This is a genomic window from Marinovum sp. (assembly GCF_048263515.1).
Lineage (GTDB): Bacteria > Pseudomonadota > Alphaproteobacteria > Rhodobacterales > Rhodobacteraceae > Marinovum.
In genome coordinates, this window is record NZ_JBLXEC010000006.1 from 1 (window position 1) to 22,158 (window position 22,158).

10 protein-coding genes, 1 pseudogene and 1 CRISPR repeat array are annotated in these 22,158 nt (G+C 61.9%); of the genes and pseudogenes, 2 read left to right on the forward strand and 9 right to left on the reverse strand.

The annotated features are described in order from the left end of the window. The first annotated feature begins 261 nt into the window (after positions 1-261). Positions 262-1,753: a CRISPR direct-repeat array (repeat unit 29 nt; unit sequence GGGTCTATCCCCACGGGTGTGGGGGAGCC). Positions 1,754-1,816: 63 nt separating this feature from the next. From cas2e to cas3, 8 genes are read right to left on the reverse strand one after another with little or no spacing between them, the layout of a single operon-like run. Then, a complete protein-coding gene (gene cas2e, locus ACN0SE_RS07560) occupies positions 1,817-2,110 on the reverse strand; it encodes a type I-E CRISPR-associated endoribonuclease Cas2e (protein WP_417523903.1) in 294 nt (97 codons plus the stop codon). Further along, on the reverse strand, positions 2,110-2,985 hold the full coding sequence (gene cas1e / locus ACN0SE_RS07565) for a type I-E CRISPR-associated endonuclease Cas1e (RefSeq protein ID WP_417523904.1): 876 nt from the start codon (positions 2,983-2,985) through the stop codon (positions 2,110-2,112). The genes cas2e and cas1e overlap by 1 nt, the downstream gene beginning before the upstream one ends. Positions 2,986-2,988: 3 nt before the next feature. Then, entirely contained in the window at positions 2,989-3,723 is a 735-nt protein-coding gene (locus ACN0SE_RS07570) for a type I-E CRISPR-associated protein Cas6/Cse3/CasE (RefSeq protein WP_417523905.1), read from the reverse strand. Next, a complete protein-coding gene (cas5e, locus tag ACN0SE_RS07575; RefSeq protein WP_417523906.1) occupies positions 3,720-4,418 on the reverse strand; it encodes a type I-E CRISPR-associated protein Cas5/CasD in 699 nt (232 codons plus the stop codon). The genes ACN0SE_RS07570 and cas5e overlap by 4 nt, the downstream gene beginning before the upstream one ends. Then, positions 4,415-5,554: a type I-E CRISPR-associated protein Cas7/Cse4/CasC gene (cas7e, locus tag ACN0SE_RS07580; protein WP_417523907.1), complete on the reverse strand. Its 1,140-nt coding sequence runs from the start codon at positions 5,552-5,554 to the stop codon at positions 4,415-4,417. The genes cas5e and cas7e overlap by 4 nt, the downstream gene beginning before the upstream one ends. After that, complete coding sequence (locus tag ACN0SE_RS07585; RefSeq protein WP_417523908.1) at positions 5,547-6,077, reverse strand: type I-E CRISPR-associated protein Cse2/CasB; 531 nt, start codon at positions 6,075-6,077, stop codon at positions 5,547-5,549. Before ACN0SE_RS07585 ends, cas7e begins: the two co-directional genes overlap by 8 nt. Beyond that, positions 6,070-7,572, reverse strand: coding sequence for a hypothetical protein (locus ACN0SE_RS07590; RefSeq protein WP_417523909.1), 1,503 nt, complete (start codon positions 7,570-7,572; stop codon positions 6,070-6,072). Before ACN0SE_RS07590 ends, ACN0SE_RS07585 begins: the two co-directional genes overlap by 8 nt. A 2-nt stretch (positions 7,573-7,574) precedes the next feature. Then, the gene (gene cas3 / locus ACN0SE_RS07595; RefSeq protein ID WP_417523910.1) at positions 7,575-10,073 is read right to left on the reverse strand and encodes a CRISPR-associated helicase Cas3'; all 2,499 of its coding nucleotides are present in this window, start codon (positions 10,071-10,073) and stop codon (positions 7,575-7,577) included. A 669-nt stretch (positions 10,074-10,742) separates the two neighbouring features. On the opposite strand from cas3, the gene ACN0SE_RS07600 reads away from it, so the two are divergent. Next, complete coding sequence (locus ACN0SE_RS07600) at positions 10,743-16,289, forward strand: hypothetical protein (RefSeq protein ID WP_417523911.1); 5,547 nt, start codon at positions 10,743-10,745, stop codon at positions 16,287-16,289. Between the two features lie 262 nt (positions 16,290-16,551). Here ACN0SE_RS07600 and ACN0SE_RS07605 read toward each other — a convergent pair. Next, positions 16,552-17,688, reverse strand: a pseudogene (locus ACN0SE_RS07605) (IS3 family transposase). A 324-nt stretch (positions 17,689-18,012) separates the two neighbouring features. Between ACN0SE_RS07605 and ACN0SE_RS07610 the strand changes: the two are divergent. Continuing rightward, positions 18,013-21,618 carry a beta strand repeat-containing protein gene (locus ACN0SE_RS07610; protein WP_417523912.1) on the forward strand — a complete coding sequence of 1,202 codons (3,606 nt, stop codon included), beginning with the start codon at positions 18,013-18,015 and terminating at the stop codon, positions 21,616-21,618. Positions 21,619-22,158: the final 540 nt, after the last annotated feature.

Consider the following 22,158-nt stretch of genomic DNA (forward strand, 5'->3'; position numbering starts at 1 on the left):
GTTTTAGTGGCGGCGCCCCCTCTCGCTCAGGGTTTGGGCCTCGCGCAGCGAGTAAAAGACCTCACCATTCAGCAACTCCTCCCGGAACCGCAGGTTGAACCTTTCGCAACCCGACCCTACCGATGACTCACCGATACCCACCGCGCCCTCAAAGCCGTCCTACAGCCTCATGGTGGATGCGGAAGCCATCAAGGGCGCTGCCCGGAGTTACACCTCTCCGTGGGACGTGACCAGGGTCTTCAGGAAGGTCGAATTCATGTAGGGTCTATCCCCACGGGTATGGGGGAGCCGCTCGACCATGGTGGGAACCATGATCGTCACAGGGTCTATCCCCACGGGTGTGGGGGAGCCACCACCTGCGCAGTCGATGGCAGGGTGATGCGGGGTCTATCCCCACGGGTGTGGGGAGCCCGCCCCAGACCGAGCGCGCCGCGAAGTAGGCCGGGTCTATCCCCACGGGTGTGGGGGAGCCGTCACATGCTGACCCCCGTCGGGCTGCGGGATGGGTCTATCCCCACGGGTGTGGGGGAGCCGGGATGTCCACGACGATGTTGTTGGTGGTCGCGGGTCTATCCCCACGGGTGTGGGGGAGCCCCGGTCGGATCGGTGACGCCATCCCGCGCGTAGGGTCTATCCCCACGGGTGTGGGGGAGCCGCCGAGGGACATGGGTATTGCTCCTTTGAAAGGGGTCTATCCCCACGGGTGTGGGGGAGCCAAGGTCGAGATCTCGGCGTCGTCGCAGAGATTGGGTCTATCCCCACGGGTGTGGGGGAGCCTCCACCCCTTCATCTTCCGTATGCTTGGCGGAGGGTCTATCCCCACGGGTGTGGGGGAGCCCCCCTACTTCTACACCCCGGAGGCCTACTGATGGGTCTATCCCCACGGGTGTGGGGGAGCCCCGAACGCCAAGTCCGCCGAGCGCGCCGCAAAGGGTCTATCCCCACGGGTGTGGGGGAGCCCCCCGTCGCGAAGCACTTCGGTCTTCCAGAGCGGGTCTATCCCCACGGGTGTGGGGGAGCCTCGGTCGAGGCCGGGTTGTGGGTGCGCCCGAGGGGTCTATCCCCACGGGTGTGGGGGAGCCGCCGTGACGCCGTTGATATGGCCCCGCAAGCAGGGTCTATCCCCACGGGTGTGGGGGAGCCTGCCCGGCCAGCAGCCGCCCATGCAGCAGCCAGGGTCTATCCCCACGGGTGTGGGGGAGCCAGCGTACCGCTTTCCATCGGCATACGGTCGGCGGGTCTATCCCCACGGGTGTGGGGGAGCCTGTTCTAGTGGTCCCTGCGACAGCGCGCGAGAGGGTCTATCCCCACGGGTGTGGGGGAGCCATGTCGCCCGCGTGGGGTTGGCCGATCCAGACGGGTCTATCCCCACGGGTGTGGGGGAGCCTGGCCGTGCCGAGCTTTTCGCCGAAGTTCTGCGGGTCTATCCCCACGGGTGTGGGGGAGCCGTCACCGCGTCGGAAAAGCTGGTCACGGTTTCGGGTCTATCCCCACGGGTGTGGGGGAGCCGCCACCGGGTTGACGCCATAGGCGCATGACAGGGGTCTATCCCCACGGGTGTGGGGGAGCCACCAGAAACCCAGTCGTGCAGTCCGTGCAGGCGGGTCTATCCCCACGGGTGTGGGGGAGCCAGCGTAAGGGACCGGCCCAGCTTATAGTGGTCGGGTCTATCCCCACGGGTGTGGGGGAGCCATGCCCCCCGCCGGCGGCGCTGAGATGACCGCGGGTCTATCCCCACGGGTGTGGGGGAGCCTCTTGAGGCTACTAGGTTGAATTCATTAAATTGTCAAAGAGCGCGGGTAGAGTCCCAAGTAGTTTACTTTCGTTTCACGAGCAATGCGCCATCCGCATCAACGATGGTCTTGGGCGGTGATCCGAGCGTTTCAATCCGCAGATGGCCGGCCGCCGCTGTATCGCGCCAGACAAGTGTGAGAGAACCTTGGCGCAAGGTTTCCCACCAATCGCAGACCACACCCCAGACGCGGCCGCGCACGCCTGCCGTCATATCCGAGGCAACATATACGCCGGGAGAGATTTCCAGCATTACCGAGGTCAGGAACCCACGGTATCGGTCTTGGACATCACGGGTGACAATGATGGTGAGTGGCATCAGTCACGTCCCTCGATCAGGGTCTTGATACGTTCGATCATCGTTGGAATGGTCTTGTTGTCAGAAAGGGCACGTCCTGTAAGGCGGCGGGTGACCCGCTCGATGTTTTCAGAGGGACGGTCATGGACCTGCTTGGCGGCTTTGAAAGCGCAAGGAATGGTGAGTTGATCACGATAGAGATCGGCGATGTCGAGAACAAAGGACTGTCCGGGGTCCTCGTGAATAAAGCCAAGCCAGGGAATCGTGGCCGTCGCGGCGACGGCGATGGCTGCGGCAGCTTCAACGGCACTGGCAGCATGGTTCAGAGCCTGGTTGGGCAGATCCGCAGCATTGGGGTTGCTGCGTTCGTATCTGCGACCGCGCCAGTCGATGCCGATGCGCTGCGCCCAAAGAGCATAGGTTTCTTTCATGCGGGCGCCTTCGATCCCACGAAGAACATTCAGGTCGCGGTGAGGAAGGATTTCTCCGAGGCGCAAGGCATACATCCGCCGTGCGGTCATGATGCGCAGGTCATGATCGGCCCAAACACGTGCTTGAAGCCGCGCGAGCCCTGACCTGTCAGGGATCATCGGCGGCGCGGTATAAAGGCGCACGCCATCTTCGCCCACGGCGGCAAGTGCCGTGCGCGCATGGGCCAACAGACGCAGCGCGTCATGACTGACAGTAGAGCCTGGCCCCAGAAGAATCATGGAGACGGCTTGAAGCGGGATCGCGTAGTCCCCGGGAGGCAGCGCGTCGGCGGGAGTGGTGTCGCCCTGGACAAAGGCGAGCGTGCCGTCGCGCGCCATGAGAGCGCCGCGCGCGAGATAGAGACATCCTGCGCGATCAGCGTGAGGCACTTTAGCGCTGTCGAGGCCGAGGCGTCCCTTCAGCATCGGTTAACTTCGGCGTTGCGGCGGACGCAGCAGCAACATGCCATAGCCATACGCGCGATGGCGTCCGATGCCGCGTGCAAGACGGTCGGCAAAGCCCTGCGGGTCCTGCACAGTCAGGGTACCGAGGATAGTGGCGTCGGGCCCGTCGATCCGCTTGCCGCCCCGCACGACGACCCGACGTTGGAATTTATGCAAATGCGAGGTCTCTCGCTCGAGTTCAGCTGCGGGCGAGAGGCGCTTGGCAAGCCAGTCGAGATAGACGTCTTCACGGGAGCGCGCATGGTCGTTGCGCAGCGTTTCGGCAAGGAAGGCATCCACTTCGGCCCCCTTGGCAAAGGCCGCCTTTTCCGTGTTCAGGGCAGAGGCCAGTCGGACAACGGGACGCAGGCGGAGATCGAAGCCGAGCCGCTGGCCTGCGTGCCATGTCTCGATCGGGCGGGGGAGAGACCGCAGCCGGCCGAGGTCCAAGATCGCGCTTTCAGTGGGCAGCGTGACACTTCGGGCCGTCTCAATCAATTCCTCTGCCGGTTGCGGGCCATAGGCGTAAAGCGTCGCCCGCGTAGCGCGTGGAGCGACCATGAGGCGGAAGGGGTGTAGCAGGGCGGGGCCAAAGACCTCGTTCAGCAGGTGATGCAGGGCGAGCCCCTCGTCAAACACGCCCTTGCCAAGGCCGCGTTTGCCCGCCCAACCGTGCAGATCGGACAGGTTCAGCGGGAGCTCGATGAGATGCAGGCTCATGCGATGTCTCCCTCGCATACGATCCTTGTGCCGCCATGCAGTCCGGTTTTCCAGTTGCGCAAGTCCTGAAGGTCGTATTTGAGAGCACCTTCGTACGGGCAACCATCATCAGGCCAGAGCGCGCGCCCTGTCAGCCCCTGTACCGTGAGGGCCTTGAGGGCTGCATGGGGGCTGTCTGCCTCGATCCAGCCGGCAAAGAGACGGCGCGTGGGCAGGCAGGGTTTGCGTCCTAGAAACAGGGGCCGCGCCGGTCGGTCGAGCGCTTCGGCCAAGTGCTCTAGCGTCGGGGTGTCGTCGTCGTTCAGTCGTAGCACCACATGGGTCTCATGGTCCGCCAGGTAGTCGCGGCGGCGTCGGTGCGGGCTGTCATAAGTGGCACCCGCACGTCCTTCGGGTTGTCCCCATGTGGTCCAGCCCTTTTCGTTCTTTTCCAGCTTGGCGTTTTGCATATCGGTCACAACAAGCGGGGCATGTCGCCCATCCGGCATAGCCGAAAGGGCAGCGAACTCCATGCGATCTTGCAGCGCTTGATGGGCGTTGTTGTCCTCGCGTCGCCAGCCAAGCGCACTCGCGAAGAGCCCTGTCAGAGCGGACGCGGAAGGGTAATTCCGCGTTGGGCCAACATGGTCGATTGTCACCCCGCCGAAGGCCATGAGCGGCGCGGCCAGGTGCAGATGGAGCCACCGCCTCATCATGCCGCCTCCGGTGCCTTCAGGCGTTCGGGAAGGGACTTGGCGAATTGAGCGAGGTCAGCGAGCGACCCGCGTTCCGCCTCGGGCACGTCGCTGTTGGCAAGCGACATCACGCGGCGGGTTTCACCCGTGGCATACGCGGCATCGAGCGCAGCAAGGTGATCACACAACGCGGCTACGGCTTGGCCCGTTTCAGCCTTGCTGGGTGAGCGGAAGGCTTCGGCGAGCGACCGCGGCTGCCGGTCACCGGCTTCGAGCAGCATGAAGGACGCGCGCGAATAGGGGGCGGTCGATCCCAGTTTCGCTCCGGGCGAGACCTCGGCAATCAGGTAGGTCAGGTTATGCAGTACCTCTCCGGCCAGCGCCACGTCGCCACCGAGGTTCTTGATCAAACCAGGCAGGTCAACCACGACATAGCCGTAGAACAGCCCCGAGGTGAGTTCGGTTTCCTGAATGGTGTCTGCGCCGGTATCCTCTTCACGGGCCAGGTCATCGGCGGCGATGAAGTAATCGCTTTCGGCTTCTTCGGCGTGGACGGTGAAGGCATGTGCCACATGCACGGGGGCCTCAATATTGGCGCGCGGGTCCGATGTGACCATGCGGCCGAAGAGGGCACCCGTCAGCCCGCCGGGCAGCTTGGCGCCTTCGCTCATCGCCTTGAGGTTGGCTTTGTGCTCCTTGAGCCAGGCTGACGCCAGTTCCTTGGCGGTTTTCTTGTCGCCGCCGGCTTCCGCCACCAAAGCCTTGGCTTCCTTGGTCAGATAGGCGATTTCGACGGCGCCCAATAGTACAGTTTGCGAAGGTTTCTTTTCCTTGCCGGTGTACCCATAGAGAACTTCGAAGAGAGTGCGGCGTAGTATTTCCTTTACGTCTTCATCGACTTGATTGGCCCAACCCTCAAAGATTGCCTTATCTACAATGTCACGCGACCTGAACGCATCCTCCGCGCCGTCAATTGCGCTAAGTGCATGGGGGTCTTCGGCCAGTCGCCAGTGCCGTTTGAGGCATTGTGAACTGACTCGCGTGCGCAGGGCTCCGCCATAGGGCAAGCGCTTGGCAAGGCCCGCGTCGTCGCGGTTGAGCAGGGCGGCGGTATATGGGGCCAGGAAGTGGATTTGCAAGAAACGCGGATCAGACATTTTGGGTTTCCTTCTCACGAGTGCGCGCGCCTTGGTCCAGGCGCCGATAGTAGTGGCGGGCGATCTCTTGCCCGTTATCGTTCAGGTAGGCCCAGGCAAGGCTGGGCACGTCGATCTGGGGGTGTTTCCGTGCCAGCATGCGGACGGCCCGTTCAAGGGCGTCGTGTCGCGCCGCGCTCCTGACGGCGAGCAAACGTGCAAGGCGGAGTTCGGAGAACACGGGCTTTTCAAGATTCGCTTGCGCGTCGCCACCATCGGCAAGAACAGCTCCGAACTTGCGGCCATCTGCGTGGATGCCTTCGGTCGCGTTGGCCGGGGTCAGCAGGGCGAGTGCCTTCGTGATCGCGCGCCACGCGGGCTCCTCTCCAGGTGTCATGTGGGAGGCTGCGGCCATGCGCCAGAAGATCGGCGCGCCCTCCGGTCCCATGCGTCGTGCCGCGGCCTTTTCGCCACTGGAGGCATGGAAGAGGGCCGATGCAATCTCCAAGGCCCGCTTTCCAACTGTCGTGTCACGTTCAGACATGTTCTTTCTCCTCGATCCCCAACTCTGCAAAGATTTTCCGGATACCGGCATCAAAGGCCGCACGGCCACGGGTCATGGCCCTTGGACGCATGATCGCGGCACACGGAATAGTGGGAGCGGCACGTTCAAATTCGGTGCGGGCCGCTGCTGCCAGGTGCCGGGTAAAGCTTGAATGAGCCGCGTTGCGGGCCTCCTCGGTCGAGTGGCCCAGTTTATCCCAAAGCGCCGGAAAGAATGCCGCATCTGCGATGCGCGCGAACTGGTCGCGGGCGGGTAGGCTGCGGGCGTATTCGGCCTTGCCCCGCTTGGCATAGTCGCCCTCGGCAGCGATCAGTGCCAAGCCGTCACGCAAGGCGCGGTCCACGTTCCCGATGGTGTTGATCTGTTGCTCGGAGAACTCGATCGTTGTTTCACCGAGCATCCACTTGATCACCTTCTTCGGCACCGGAATGACACGTGACTTGAAGCCGTCAGTCTTGGAATTGCCACGGGCAAAGGCTTCGGCGACCAAGGCCATGTCCATTCGGTTCTCATCACCCGTCGGCGTGGCCAGTTCCGGCACTTTCCATTCGCCGCCATAGAGCAGTCGGTTGATAAGCTTGTAGCTCCAGTCCTGTTCCCCGAGCGTCAAGGTCTTGTTCTCGACCAGGTGAACCGGTGCCCAGGGATCGCCGGTCATGCCCTTGGCGTCTTTTGCCGCGATGCGCGCTGCTTTCGACGTGCCGCGCTTGGCATAGAGACCCCTTGGCCCTTCCTGAAGACGGATGCGGCGACAGATCTCGATGAACATCGGATCGAGCGTAGGAAGGTCGAGCATCTGTTTCTCTGGCCAAGGCAGGCACCACAGAAGTGCAGGACCCGAAGGTTCGTCGCGGTTGGCGACAAGTCGCATGACGTCGCGCCGCCACCATGCCGAAGGGTCCACAATTGCCGTGCCGGGTTGCACCGGTGCAAGGCCGATCATCGCCCGCGACGAGGAACCACCATTCATGCGCGCAATGCCGTAGTTTCCAGCCCCTCCGAACCCCTCCATCGTTTGCAGGCTTACCAAGGCGAACAGCCAGTCTTGCGGCGTGGCTTCATGGGCGATCTCGCGTTTGAGATCGTGGTTGCGCGAGGTGATGAGCATGTCGAGCGCATCCGGGGTCGCCACCTCGCTCCATTTCCCTCCGCCGGGATCGGGGGGCTGCAGGAACGCGGGCTTGCTGTCATCCTCACCGACCATATGCCACGGCGCGTCATCCTCGAAATCGGCGGTCAGGTCGCGCAGGTTGGTGTGCCATGTCGCTTCGTCCTCGGGCAGAGGGCCGTCCTGTCCGCTGTGTGCCAGAACGCCCAGTTGAACAAGGAACATGTGCCAGGCGGGCCGTTGATGGGGGCGCAGAGCAGCAAAACTCGTGACCTCCCCACGCGCCATCGCTGCAAACAACCCGGGCAGGGTGAGCGCGCCGCCGTTGGTCTGGATGAGAGGGTCAACCAAGAGGTTTCCGGTCATGTTCAGTTCTCCTCCAGTCGTGTCAGCCCGGATGGGTCATAGGCGAAGCCCTTGGTGCCGACCCGGAAGGTGAGCGGCGATGTCGTGATGATCTCGGGCGCCTCATCCCCTGTCAGATCGAGCGACCAATGGGCGGGCAGGGCAAGCGTCGAGATCGGGGTGCCGAAGGGGCCAGTCGTGCCTTCCGGGAAGGTGACGATGATGCCGCTTTCGCCCAGACGCGTGCGGATGGCCTCCTCGTTGGGGAAGGCGCAGGGGATCTCTTCGCGACGGTCGAGGATGACGTTCTGCGCACCCATGGTTTCTGCGATGATCTTTCCAGTAACGCGGCGGCGGTAGTCTTCCCATCCATTCTGCGCGGCGATCTCGTCCAGCCGTTCGGGATGGGTGGCGCGTTCGACCAATCTGCGGTTCATCTGTGGAATGCGCCACAAAGGCGAGGTCTCGATCTCGTGCAGCGTTGCGGCGAGGCCAGGAACGTCCAGATAGACGCCGGAAAGGGTTGTGTTCTGACCATATGTGCCCAAGCCATTCTCTGGCTCGGCCGTCAGCCGGCCTAGGTCGCCCTCGGGACAGAGGATCACGGCGCTCGCCTGTTCAAATCCATCCGGGCGAGACCGGTTGTGACGGTGCAGCCGGCCGATCCTCTGCAGCAGCACATCCATCGGGCACAGGTCGGTGATCAGAATATCGGCATCAATGTCGAGCGATTGTTCCAGCGTCTGGGTGCCTATGACGATCAGGGCTTCCGCGGGGCTGTCCTTGCCCAGAACGGCTTCGACGCGGGCATCCAGCCGCGCACGATCCTCGGCGGCAAATCGGCTGTGGTGCAGGGTTGGCGTGTCGTTCAGTTGAAACATCAGATCGGGGGCTTCATTCACGCAGGCCGCCAAGGTTTCGCGCGCGCGGTCAACCGTGTTGCGGATGACCAGCACCCGCGCACCACGACGAGCGGCAGATACCGCCTTGGCTGCAGCATCTTCGCCGCTCCAGCCCATCTGGGCGCTGATCGAAACATCCTTTTGAAGCCCGTCTCCAGTGAGGACAGGGAAACAATCGCCTTTTGTCCATACCGCGGGGTAGGGGGTCTGTTCGGCCTCAGACAGGGGTGGAAGCGGTGTTTCGCGCCAAGCCGAGCGCGCCACCGCCCCAAGAGTTGCCGACATCAACAGCGCGTGCCCGCCAAGCGCCAGATGGTCGCGCAGGACGGCACGCTGGATTTCCGTCATCCACGCATCCGAGGCGTGAACCTCGTCAATGACAAGCAAGGATCGCGACAGGGCCGCTCCGCGCAGATGGGCGTGTTTGACCTGAAGCCCCGCCATCATGGCCTGATCCACCGTGCCGACCGCGATCTGCGCCGCGAGAAACCGCGTTGCGTGTTCAGCGGCCCAGCGTTTCGCACGTTCTTCGCTGCCCGAGTTATCGTCCCATTTTACCTCGAAACCAGGCAGGCGAATGCCATGTGCTTCTCCGGAAACCGCCTGACCAGGGATTGCAAGCACGGCTTCGGGGATGGGGGCAGCGAACATGCCCTGGAGGATCTTGTTGATGCGGCTTTGCAACTGGCGCGCGGCGGCGCGGGTCGGTACGGCGAAATAGAGGCTGTCTACGGCGCCGCTTTCATACAGCTGAGCAAAGCGCCACAGTGCCGCTTCGGTCTTGCCCGCGCCAGTTTCGGCCTCAAGGATCACAAGGTTCTCAGAAAGCGGTGTCTGGGCCACGACCTCCTGCGCGGGCCGTGGTTTCGGGTGATCTGACAATAGCGCCCATGATGCAGGACCATTCAGATGGCGGCGGGAAGTGTCCAGACCGATGTCATGTAATCTCCGTTCCGCTCGTTCGCAGGCAATTTTCCAGTAGTCGGGATCGAATGTATCTACGAATGGAAATGCGTTCCGATCAGAGCCGACCCAATCCGCCAGTGCGAGGAGGCCGCAAGATAGATGTGCGAAAGCCGGAGATGGCGGTGGTGGCTCATATTCACGGATTTCGGGGAACCATGATACAAGTGCCTGCCCTATGCGGGCCTCTTCGGCTTTCCAGTCATATCCCTCCAACGGGGCGAAGGCATCCTGCGCCCAGCTTTCTTCCGGGGGGGTTACTGGGCGGCCATGATGGGCAAAGAGCACCCTGAACCAGATCTCTATTCCATCCCAGCGGACAATATGCTGCGCCTGCCCGTCGAGGGCGCCCGCGTCACCTTGCTGCAGCCATTTCCATCCGCAGCGCAAGTGATCCCGCGGCTCGCGAGTATAGGGCGGAGGTAAGGCCTTGATCTGAAAAGAAGGAGCCAGCTTTCCTATGTCGTGAAGAAAGGCAATCGCCCCGAGACATGAAATCTGCTCGTCCTTGAGTTCGGTCTTTGAGGCGTTCTCTGCCCTGCGTCTGAAGACGGGTATTCCGAGCAGTGCGCAGAACGTCGCAGCTACATCGGCACTATGATGGATCAGGTGATGCGAAGAACCCGAAACGGAATCTAGTTTTCCCCAAGGATGCATTTTAACGAATGACCATATTCAAGAAACACTAGGTAAAGAAAGATCAACTGCTGAATCGTACGAACTTAGCATCCTTCAAGTAGCGAAATCAAATCAAGCACAATCTTCAGATAAGTTATGCTTTCCCAGATGATCATGCTTTCCCTCGGCAGGCCGAGACGGCGATCTTCGATACATTAAAGGCATCTACAACCAGCGACGGCCTCACTCAGCAGGACCAGCTAAATTCTTCTGGCCCCGACCACAGTGCCTTTAGTTAAAGAAAAGGAAAGGCTTGGTGCTTCGGGACTGGCCGACGCGACCCCGGCAAGTTCCAAGTGAAGTTCTAGAAAAAATGTGCAATGTGAATGGGAATGCATTCTTGCGCCGCCACTGAAAAGGGGGGGCGAAGCTCCTCAAGTGTCAGGTATGGTGACCAGGTGTGGCGTAGGCCGCCCTTAATATCAATTATGGCACCTCTTAAAAACGGTGATGAAGTCGACCTATTCGCTACGTGAGCAATCCGACAAATCTAGGCGGATTTGCCAGAACCGATAGCCTTCATGTCTCAAGAAACAGCTCGGCCACGGCAAAATCCAAGTGTGCGAGATGCGAATTGCCTCAGGGGCGTGCTGTGATCCGCAGAATTCAGGCTTCGACAGATTAAAGGCTCTATGACATATTGGAGGCTTGGCCGGCAGGAACATCCGGGTCGATTGGGAGGCCGAGATGGCAGTGAAATACGCGATCCTATTTGACGTTATCGCCGGTCGTTCGACCATTCCCAGATACGAGGACTGGACCGAGATCGACATCATCACCTCGACCGTGTCAGCCGAGGCGCAACTCGTCGGGTCGGAAATGTCCCAGGCCCCGGCGGTGTTCGACGCCTTTCAGGTCGAATTCAGGGATGCCACGATGCTCACCGCGCTGGCCGTGGCGCAGGCGGAAGGCGCGACGATTCCGGCCGTCCGGATCGTCGCCCTGAGGGAGCCAACCGAGGCGGAGCCCTACGCGGTGACGCAGGAGATACGCCTGAATGATGTCAGGCTCGAGGATCTGTCCTTCGGGCAATCACCGGGCCCCAGAGCCACGTTGCGCTTTGAGCAGATCGGCCGTGCGGACTACGACGTCTCGGACCCCAGGGTCCCAAGTCTCATCCAGGATTTCGGATATGACCTTGCCACCCGGACAACGGTGGCATTTGAGTCGCTCGATCAGGCCACCGAGACCGGCAACGGGAACAGGTACGGACCGGGGGGCGAGGCGGAAGCCGTCTATGTACGGATCGAGGGGCTGCGGGGCGATGTAGTCGAGGTGGGCTACGAAGGCTGGTTCCGCGCCACCGATCTGCAGGTCAGGATCCCCGGCCGCGAGGACCCGCAGGATACGCAGACACAGATCCAACCGGTTAAGCTGACCTTGCAGGGCATGGTCGGTGAGGCGCAGATACTCGATGCGCTGTCGCAGGGCGGTGCGATCCCCTTGGTCGAGATCGCAGGCATGTACGGAGACGGTCAAGGCGGCCACGTCTCGCTGTTCGAGGTCACGCTGGAGGAGGCAAGGCTCGCGTCGGTCGGCAGCACGAAGTCGGCCGGCCCGGATCCGTCTGCCACCGGCCTGTCGCTCGAGCTTGATTACCAGCGGATCGGCGTGAGTGTCGACGCTGACAGGGGCGATGGCGGCTGGGACCGTGAGTTCACGCCGTTTGGCTGGGATGTCGGGCTGTGGGAGGCCGCGGACGTGAGCGATCCGGGCGGTACCGCGAAGCCGCTGCAAGAGACGCAGGCCACCGAGTTTGTGATGTGGATCGAGGGGATCTCGGGACCGGTTTCGCTGGACGGGCGCGACGGCGGTTTCGCACTGAATACGGTATCCACATCCTGGGAGAGCCTGCCTGACGGGCGCATCGTTCCCGGTGACGTCACGGTCTCGATCGCCGGAAACGATGCCGATCTGAACCGGCTGCTGGTGTTGCAGGCGCAGATCCCCGCCGTGATGATCCGGAGCTACAGTCCGGATGACGCGGGCAGGCAGAGCCTGGTGACCGAGATGCGGCTGAACGGCGTGGCCCTTACCGGGCTTCGCGAAACGGAGCTTGCCGAGACCGAGCAGCCGACGGTGGAGTTGACGATGGACTTCACAAGCTTCGGGCTGAGGCAGACGGCGACCGAGACCGACGGGCGCGACGCGCTTCTCGAGATGGGGTATGATGCCGCAACGGGAACGGCGGTCGACCCCGACACGCTTGCCCTCCCGGGAGAGAGCGCCAGCACCGATCCGGAGATCCAAAGCGCTGACCTGATCTACGCGATCCGGATCGACGGAATGGCCGGTCGTTCCGAAATCCCCGGCTACGAGGATTGGACCGAGATCGAATCGGTGTCTACGGAGATGTCGGTGGCCTCCGAGTTGGTCGGATCGCAGCTGATGCTGGGGGTGCCGGCGTTCGACGGGTTGGAAGTCCAGTTCAAGGATGCCACCTTGCTTGCGGCGTTGGCCAGTGCCCGCGCGAACGACACGGTAATCCCCGCCGTCGAAATCGTCGGCCTGTTCTCGCCGGGCCCGGGGGGGGGCATTTCGAAGGTCAAGGAGTTCCGACTGAACTCGGTCTGGCTCGAGGATGTTTCCTTCGGTCGGTCTGTCGGCCCCGCGGCGACGCTGCGCTTTGAGGAGATCGGTCGGGCCGAGTACCTCATTACTGGCAGTACCGTAACGCGGGTTCAGGACTTCGGGTATGATATCGGCATACAGGGAGCGGTGGCGTTCGACGCGCTTGCAGCGACCACCACCGCGACTGACGGACAGTACACCGGCCTGGCGAACGAAGCCGAAGCGCTCTATGTGCGGATCGAAGGGCTGAAAGGCGATGTCGCTGTGCCGGGATTCGAAGGCTGGTTCCGTGCCGCCGGTCTCGAGGCCAGCCTTCCCGGTCTTTTGGAGCCGCAGGTTGGGCAGACGACGTCGGAACCGGTCTCTCTTGTCCTGTTGGGGATGGCCGGCGACGCGCAGATACAAAAGCTGCTGACGGAAAGCCGCAAGGTCCCGTCGCTGGAGATCGCCGGCGTGTACGGAGACGGGCGGGGTGGCGTCGTCGCGCGATACGAGGTCACGTTGCATGAGGCGCGGCTCGAGGGGGTTGTCAGCAGCCATTCGCCGTCAGAGGGGGCGATGCTCGAGCTGGACCTGGGATATGATCGGATCGGGTTCAGCATCGACGGCGAAAACCGCAGCGGCTGGCGGGAGGACTTTGCGCGCTTCGGCTGGGACGTCGAAGAATGGCGCGCGGCTGAGGTGGCTGCGGACGGCGCGTCCGGAAGCGTGGTCCCGCTCGATCCGCTGGTGGCCACCGACTACGTGATGTGGATCGACGGGATCGAGGGGCCGGAGACGCAAGACGGCCTTGGCGGCGGGTTTCGACTGGAACGCATGTCATCGACCTGGCAGACCCTGCCGTCCGGGCAGCCGGTGCCGCTGGACTTCCAGGTGTCGCTGTCCGAGCCGGACGCCGGCCTGAATGCGATCCTCCTGGGAGGCGAGATCATCCCTGCGGTGGTGATCCGCGGCTACGGCCTGGACCGCGCGGGCCGCGAGGTCGCCCTGACCGAGGTGCGGCTGAACGGCGTGGCCTTCAGCAGGATAGAAGAATGGCGGGGCGAAGACGGCGCTTCGAGACCGGTTGAACTGACGCTGGAATTCGAACGCGTTGGCCTGATCCAGAAGGCCAGTGATATCAACGATGACGTGGTGGACTTCGAGGCGGGATTCGATGTCGCCACGAACCTGCCGATCGAGCCCGGCGCGCTTGATCTGCCGGGCGAGGGCTTTGGCACCCTCGGTCCGTTGCGCGACGCCGACTCCGGCCCTGACGCGATCTTCGAGGCGGTGGCACCGGGCACCTATACCGGCATCACGGCATCGAGCGAAAATGCGACCGCCTACGCTCTCGACAGCGACGACGGCGGCCTGCTGCGGATCGACCCCGGCGACGGCCGCGTCTACGCCGACGGCTTCGTCGATTACGAGACCCTGGGCGGCAGCATCAACTTCACGGTGCGCGCCACCGAGGGCGATGCCAGCCGGAGCGCGACCTTCAGCCTCGCGATCCGGGACGTGAGCGAGGTTCTCGAGGGCACCGAGGGCAACGACGTGCTGCGCGGGTCGCGGGACCGGGACACGATCAACGGCTATGGCGGCAACGACTCGCTCTACGGCGCCGACCGCGACGACGTCCTGAACGGCGGGCCGGGCGCGGATGTCCTGCGGGGCGATGCCGGGGCCGACACGCTCAATGGCGGCGCCGGGGCTGACCGGCTCTACTCCGGCACTGGTCCCTCGGGACTGATGGCGGGGGGGGCAGGCAACGACACCTATTACGTGGACGCCGCGTCGGTCACTTTCGAAGAGGCGGCGGGCGGCGGCACCGATGTGGTCTGGACCAGCGTCGATGCCGATCTGGGGGCGGCCCATATCGAGGAGTTGCGCGCCGCCGATGCCAGGGCCGAGACGCCCTTGCGCCTGATCGGATCGCCACAGGACAACATCCTGCGCGGCAATGCCGGCGCCAACCATCTTGACGGCGAGGGCGGCGTGGACCGGATGTACGGTATGCGCGGCAACGACAGGTACGCCGTCGATGACCCCGGCGACCGCATCTTCGAGGCCGCCGGCGAGGGCGACGATATTGTCTTCGCCAGCACCGATTTCCGGCTTCAGGAAGGCCAGGAGATCGAACGGCTGTCGGCGCAATCCGCCGATCTGGGCTATGGGCTGACCCTGCAGGGCAACTCGCTCGACAACACGATCACCGGCTCCGTCGCTTCGGATTGGCTTCTGGGGCATCAGGGGGATGACCGGCTGGTGCCGGTGGCCGGTGACGACACGGTGGACGGCGGCGACGGCACCGACACCGTGGTGATCGGGCTGTCATCCGAGGATGCCACCGGCATCGCCGGTGCGTCCGCTCTGGTGCTCGAAAGTGATCTGGGGGCGATGTCGATCAGTGACACGGTCGAGTTCTTCGAGTTCACCGACCGGACCCTGAGCTATGCCGAGGCCACGGCCTTGCGGGCGCGTGGCCCGGCCGGTCAGGGCACCAACGCGGCGGACCTGCTGGCCGGCACCTCGGGCGACGACAGCCTCGACGCGCGCGCTGGCGATGACTGGATTACCCCCGGGACCGGCAATGACACGATTGACGGTGGCGCGGGCCGCGACATGCTCAGCTTTGTCGATCTGCCCGATGACCCCGACCGCACGCCGACCGAATACCGCATCGACCTCGATCTTGAGGCCGGCACGGCCACGGGCGGCGGAGACAGCTACACGATCACGGGGATCGAACGCGTCTCTGGCAGCGTTTTCGCCGACCGCATCAAGGGCGACGACAACGCCAACGAACTGCGCGGGCTGGGCGATTACGACTGGTTCATCGCCACCCCCGGCGGCGATACGATCGACGGCGGCACCGGTCAGGACATGCTGTCCTTCGTGGAATGGCAAAGCGATGCGCCCAACACCGGCGATGCCTTCAACCCCGGCGGCATGCCGCCGCAGGCCGATCTGGTGACCGGTGTGGTCGTCAACCTGAACGATCCGTCGCAGAACACCAACCTTGCCGCCGGTCACGACCTGACCAGCGTCGAGCGCATTACCGGTTCCGGCCGTCAGGACGTGTTCTGGGGCGACGACCAGTCAAATGATTTCCGGGGGCTTGGGGATTACGACTGGTTCGTGGCCTCGGACGGCGGGCGCGAGCGGTATTTCGGCGGCGACGGCATCGACACGGTGACCTACTTCAACGCCCCGACACGGGTCATCGCCAGCCTCAGGAACGGCGCCGAGGTCAACGGGCTCGAGACCGGGCGCGGCACTGATGGCTGGGCTGCGCTCGACCTCTACTTCGAGATCGAGGGCCTTGTCGGATCGGCCCATGATGACCGGCTGGCCGGCAACAGCCTGCGCAACACCCTGTCGGGTCTGGACGGCAATGATCTGCTCGAGGGCTACGACGGCATCGACACGCTCAAGGGCGGGGCAGGGCGAGACACGATCGACGGCGGCGCGGGGTCGGACTATGCGCTGTTTGACGGCGCCTCGACCGATTACCTGATCGACCGGATACAGGACCGCAGGGTTCACGTGACCGATGCGGCCGGCGACACCGATGTCTTGCTCGACGTCGAATACATGCGTTTCGAAGACGTCGAGATTGCGCTCTGGGACTTGACGCTCTAGGAGCATAGGGCTTGGTCATTGACCCTGATCCAGGTCGCCAAACAACAAGCGGCGCCAGGGATGATCTCGTCTGCCCAACTGAGGTGCGGACAGGGCTTCTAAAATGTTGCTCTCCGCCTCGCGGCAAATGTCAGGGTAACGAGAGCCGCACGCTGATCGTGCGCTGCTCACCTTCCTTGAACCGCCGGAAGCTGGATTCTTCCGGTTGCTTGATGTGCTACCCAACGCGCCCTCGGCGGTTGTCAGAGTTTCTGCCCTTCGATCAGGTGCACGGGCTGGTGTCACGCTGATTTCATCAGGTCCTCCGTGACCCTGTGCCCAATGGCGCTGTGTGGCCGTTCATCATTGTAGGCTCTACGTCAAGCCTCCAACTTTTCAGCGGCATCTTCAAGATTCATGAACCAGTGAGCGTTCAGGCATTCCGCCCGGAATCGCCCATTGAACGCCTCGATGAAGGCGTTGTCGGTCGGTTTTCTTGGTCGCGAGAAATCGAGCGTGACACCGCGCTGATAGGCCCAGAGGTCCATGTCGCGGGAGATGAACTCGCTGCCCTGGTCGTCCCGGATCGTGGCCGGATAGCCGGTCCGCCGGCAGACGCGATCAAGGGTCGCGACGAAATCTTCGCCGCGGTAGCTGAACCGTGGATCGAGCACCGGCACGAAGTACGAGAAGGTATCAACGACCGTCAGAATCCTGATCTTTCGCCCCGTTTCAAGTTGGTCATGCACGAAGTCCATCGCCCAGACATCGTTCGGCCCGACGGCCTCTGAACGATCCTCCCTGAGCTTCGCCTTCACCCGGCGCTTCGGCGTCTTGTTCCTCAGCTGAATGCCCAACTCCTTGTGAATGCGATTGGTCTTTTTCTAATTGATTTCCCAGCCCTCGCGCCTCAGCAACACGTGCACACGTCGATACCCGAACCGGATACGGGTCTGGCAAATCTCCCTGATCCGCTGTCCCAGCGCGGCCTGTCCGGGTCGAAGAGACTTGTAGCGGTAGGTTCTGGGATAGAACCGGATCACCGCACAGGCCGGGCGGATTGATATCTGCCAATCCGCCCGCATCTCGTCGACCAGCGTCCTCTTCCGGGTAGGGTCGTCATTGTTGCGCCATTGGTTTGAGCGACAATGGCGACGAGCTTTCGCTTGATGACGTCCTGCAGCATCTCCTTGTCGAGCGAGAGGTCCGCGACGATCTTCTTCAGCCTCGCATTCTCCTGCTCAAGTTCCCTGAGCCGCCTCATCTCGGACGGCATCAGCCCCGCATACTTCTTCTTCCAATTGAAGAACGTCGCCGAGCTGATCCCGGCTTTCCTGCAGGCCTCCGCGACCGGCGTCCCGTCCTCCGCCTGCTTGATGATGAACGCCTTCTGCTCGTCCGTGAACTTCAATGCTGTCAAGCGTTTCCACTCCTCTCCCAGCCGGGGATTCGATGCGGAAAACTCTAACCAAGATCGGGGGCGTTTCCGGGGATCACATCAGCCCGCGATGCACTAACAATCAAACCGGACCACCCGATGGGGGCAGGCCATCCGGCGCAACACTTCCTAAGCGGGAGCGAAGTCGCGACTTGGCACCCTCAGGGACCAGATTTCACAATCAATCACGAGAATTACGAGAAAAGAATCGCCGGGTAGGGGCGCTCGGTCTTAGTATGTTCGACCGGTTACCCAAATGGGGCGTGACCGATTACTTTATTCTCAAACGCCAGAAAAATATTCCTGGTGATCGAGGGGAACATTCAGATGGTCGTTGAGACAGGTACAGATATTGGGGAGACCCTGACCGGAACAGACCTCGCGGATACGCTCGATAGTGCGGGTGGTAACGACATCATTTTCGGTCTGGATGGCGCTGACAGTTTGATTGGCGGGCTTGGGGCGGATTCGATTGATGGCGGTGACGGTAATGATGAGATTATCGGCACCGGTCCGATCGCCGAGGTAGACCCGCCCAGTGTAGGTCCCGACACCCTGATCGGTGGTGCCGGAGAAGACACTATTCTTGGCTTTGGCAACAACGTCATTGCAGATGGTGGTTCTGGCAACGACAATATTCAGGGCGGGCCTGACGGGCTGAGCGATACGCTCGACGGCGGCACTGGCGATGACACATTGATAGGTCAAGGCGGTGCCGACGTGTATATCGTCGATAGCCTGCTCGATTTTGTGGCTGATTTCACCTATGATTCCTATGGCCCCGGCAACACAGCCACCGGGGATGTGGACGAAATCAGGTCCACCATCTCCTGGGTGCTGCGGGACTGGAACGACGACGGGTTCAACGTCGAAAACCTGACCCTTCTGGGCAGCGCGGATATTGATGCGACGGGGAACGAAGTTGGCAATGTGGTCACCGGCAATGGCGGCGACAACCAACTTTTCGGCTTGGCCAACGACGACACCTTGGACGGTGGCGCGGGCAATGACACCATTGAAGGTGGCACAGGCGATGACTTGATGACCGGCGGCGACGGGGCCGATACCTTCGTCATTAACGCGCTGAGTGGTAACGACACGATCACGGATTTTGTTAGCCACGTTGGCACTGACGTCCTGAGCACTGACTTCCTGGATTTCTCGGCCTTTACCCAAGCGCAGATTGACTCACAGGTCTTGTCCCAAGACGCCGACGGAAATCGTATCATTTCGACCGGCGGTTCCAGCGTGACCTTGCTGGGGGTCTCCAATGAAGAAGTTACTGTATTCAGCAAATTAGCCATCAGCACTGAAGGCAGCGACCTGAATTTGCGGAAAATCATCTTCAAGGACGACGATACCGATCCGAATGATGACAAGGCCACACTCGAGATCAATGGCCCAAATGATGTGACCCTCAAGTCCCTTGACGTTAGCGATCCTGAAATATTAGTCATCGCTGTCGATCAAAACACACACCCCGGCGTGCTGACAGCCACCGGCGGTAGTCCCGCATTCTACGGTGGCACAACCACCGAGCTGCTGACGCTATTGGGTTCTGCGGACAGTGCGGTTTGGTATGGCTATGAACATGTCCCGGACATTGATCCTGTGACAGCAGGGGATCAGCCTGGTTATGTCCTGCACACCGACGGAACGAACCCCTATGCTGGTATCGACGGCGAGGCGCTTAGCACTGTGGATGCCACGATGCACGAGGGTTATGTAAACCTGGGTGTCGCCGCCAAGGTCGATCGCGAAGATTTCAGGGTCGACAACTCGGGTAGTGCCGGTACCGTCGCTTTGATCCTCGGCAAGGCGATCCTTGAAGACGGAACGCTGGAGGCACCTGAACTCTCGGCAACCGGCGTTTGGTCGTTCATCAACAGCAAAACGGGTGTAACTGAAGACGCAAGCGGTAGTCCGATTGATCCGACCGGTGGTGTTGGTGATGGGGGTATGACTGTCACTATTAAAGACGCGACCTTCCTTGCGGGCGGACAGCTGAACCTGTTCTACGCGGACCTGGATATCATGGGTGCCGTGGATTTATCGGCTCTTGGTGCGGATGGCCTGAAGGTCTGGACCGCTGCTGCGGGTGATGATGTCAAAGGTTCGATCCGTGTTCTGGAAGGCAGCACGTTGATCCTGTCCGTCGAACAAGTCGAGTATCTGGACGATGTTTTGCCTACTGGTATTTCGATATCCGGTTCGGGCACCATCCGCGTAGTTGGTGATGGAACGAACACCACAACCGACTTTAGTGTTCTGCAATCGCTGAATGTGGATTTTTCTGGCGTAACGCTGGATCTGGGCACCGACGTGGACGGTAAGCTGGATGTGAATCTCGATGGAGGTTTCGACGACACGGTCGACACTCTAACTGAATATGTCACCGGCGGCCCGACCCATGGTCAGAGCCTGACTGGCTCCGCCTTCAACGACCAGGTGAATGGTGGCCTTGGAGCGGATAGCTTAAATGGTGGCGCTGGGGATGACACCCTGAACGGTGGTTTGGGCGATGACACGATCCGGGCCGGGCTTGAGGATGACAGCATACGTGGCGGTGCAGGGATCGATACGGCCATTTTGGCGGTAGCGCGCAGCGACGCGACTGTCGGTATCGAAACCAACGGTATTCGCGTGTTCTCTTCGCAGGGGAACGACTCTATCCACGAGGACGTTGAAAACATTGTCTTCCTTGACGGAAGTGTGACCTATGGCGATTTGAGGAGCAGCGGTGGCCTGATTGTCAACGGCACCGAGGCCGCAGAGAACGTCAACGGCACGGCGGCAGCAGAAATTATCAACGCGCTTGGCGGCAGTGACTGGATCACGCCCGGGGGCGGTAATGATACCATCAATGGCGGGGCGGGACGCGATATGCTGAGCTTTGTCAATCTGCCCGATACGCCGGGCCGCACGAATGTTGAGTACCGGCTGGACATCGACATGGGGGCGGGCACGGCTGTCAGCCATGATGGCTTGGAGAATATCCAGTTCAGCAATGTCGAGCGCATCACCGGCACCATATTTGCCGACCGTATCAAGGGCGACGCGGGCGACAACCAACTGCGCGGCCTGGGTGATTTCGACTGGTTTGTGGCGACCGAGGGCAATGACAGCTACGAGGGTGGCACCGGTCAGGACATGATCTCGTATGTCGGATGGCAAAGCACGGCGGTGAACACCGGCAGCCCGTTCAACCCCGGCGGCGCACCGCCCGCCAACGCCCAGGTAACCGGCGTTGTGGTTGATCTGACCAATCCGGCCAACAATACCAACCTGGCCGCGGGCGATGTCTATGACAGCGTCGAGCGGATCACCGGCTCTGGCCGTCAGGATGTATTCTACGGCGACGGCAGCCAGAACGATTTCCGGGGCTTGGGTGATTTCGACTGGTTCGTCGGCTCGTCCGGCGGGCGCGAGCGCTATTTCGGCGGCGACGGCGACGACACGGTCACCTATTTCCAATCGACATCAGGCGTGACGGCAAGCCTGCGCAATGGTGCGATTGTGAACGGCGAGGAGACCGGCCGAGGCACCCGTGGCGACGCGGCGCTGGACCTTTATTTTGAGATCGAGGGCCTGGTTGGCACCAACTTTGCCGACCACCTGACCGGGAATTCGGGACGCAATAATCTGTCTGGTCTGGAAGGCGACGATTTCCTGTTTGGGTTTGGCGGTATTGACCGGCTGAAAGGCGGCGCTGGCAACGACATGATTGATGGTGGCGGCTCATCGGATTTCGCGGTCTATGACGGCGACCGGGCGGATTTCACCATCACCAGAACGGCGTCGCGCGATGCGACCGTGAGCGGCGGCACAGCGGGCACCGACACCTTGATCAACATCGAGAATTTCGTGTTCGATGATCAAACCGTGTCGATCTTCGACCTGGTAATCGTCTGATCCAGGCGGGTGCCGGCACCGCGCATCGTGGCGCCTTGAACCCTACGTTCTGATACTTATCAGGCGCGGAGTAAGGCATTCTCTATGGCCTTAATACCAGTGAATGTAGGTGGATGCCGATAGGGGGTGTTTAAACCGCAACAAAGGGCCGCTTTCAGGCGTTGTGCTGAAAATTTCGCGACCGCAGCGAAGGTCCGGTTCCCGCCCTTCCAGCAAGACCTCTCGCTCCTGCAGAGCAGATCGAGCGTTTGCAGCGAACGGCAGGAAGGTCCGCGCTGCCGACCTTCGTCTTTAAGGGCGTGCTGCACGATGCCATGGGTGACCGGTTCGGGGAAACTGCATCGCAGCGATAGCCGAGCCGGCGAAAGTCCGGATTGGGCCGTGTGTGTCGATCGGAAGGATGTCTGGCAAGGAGGCTATGCTGCAGCGCCGCAGGTCAGCTTCGAGCACAAATGTATGTACCGGCTGCTGTTCGCAAGTGATCAATCGCATGTCTTCTGGAAGTCGTTGATATGTATCCGGCCTTTTTATCGGCTTCAT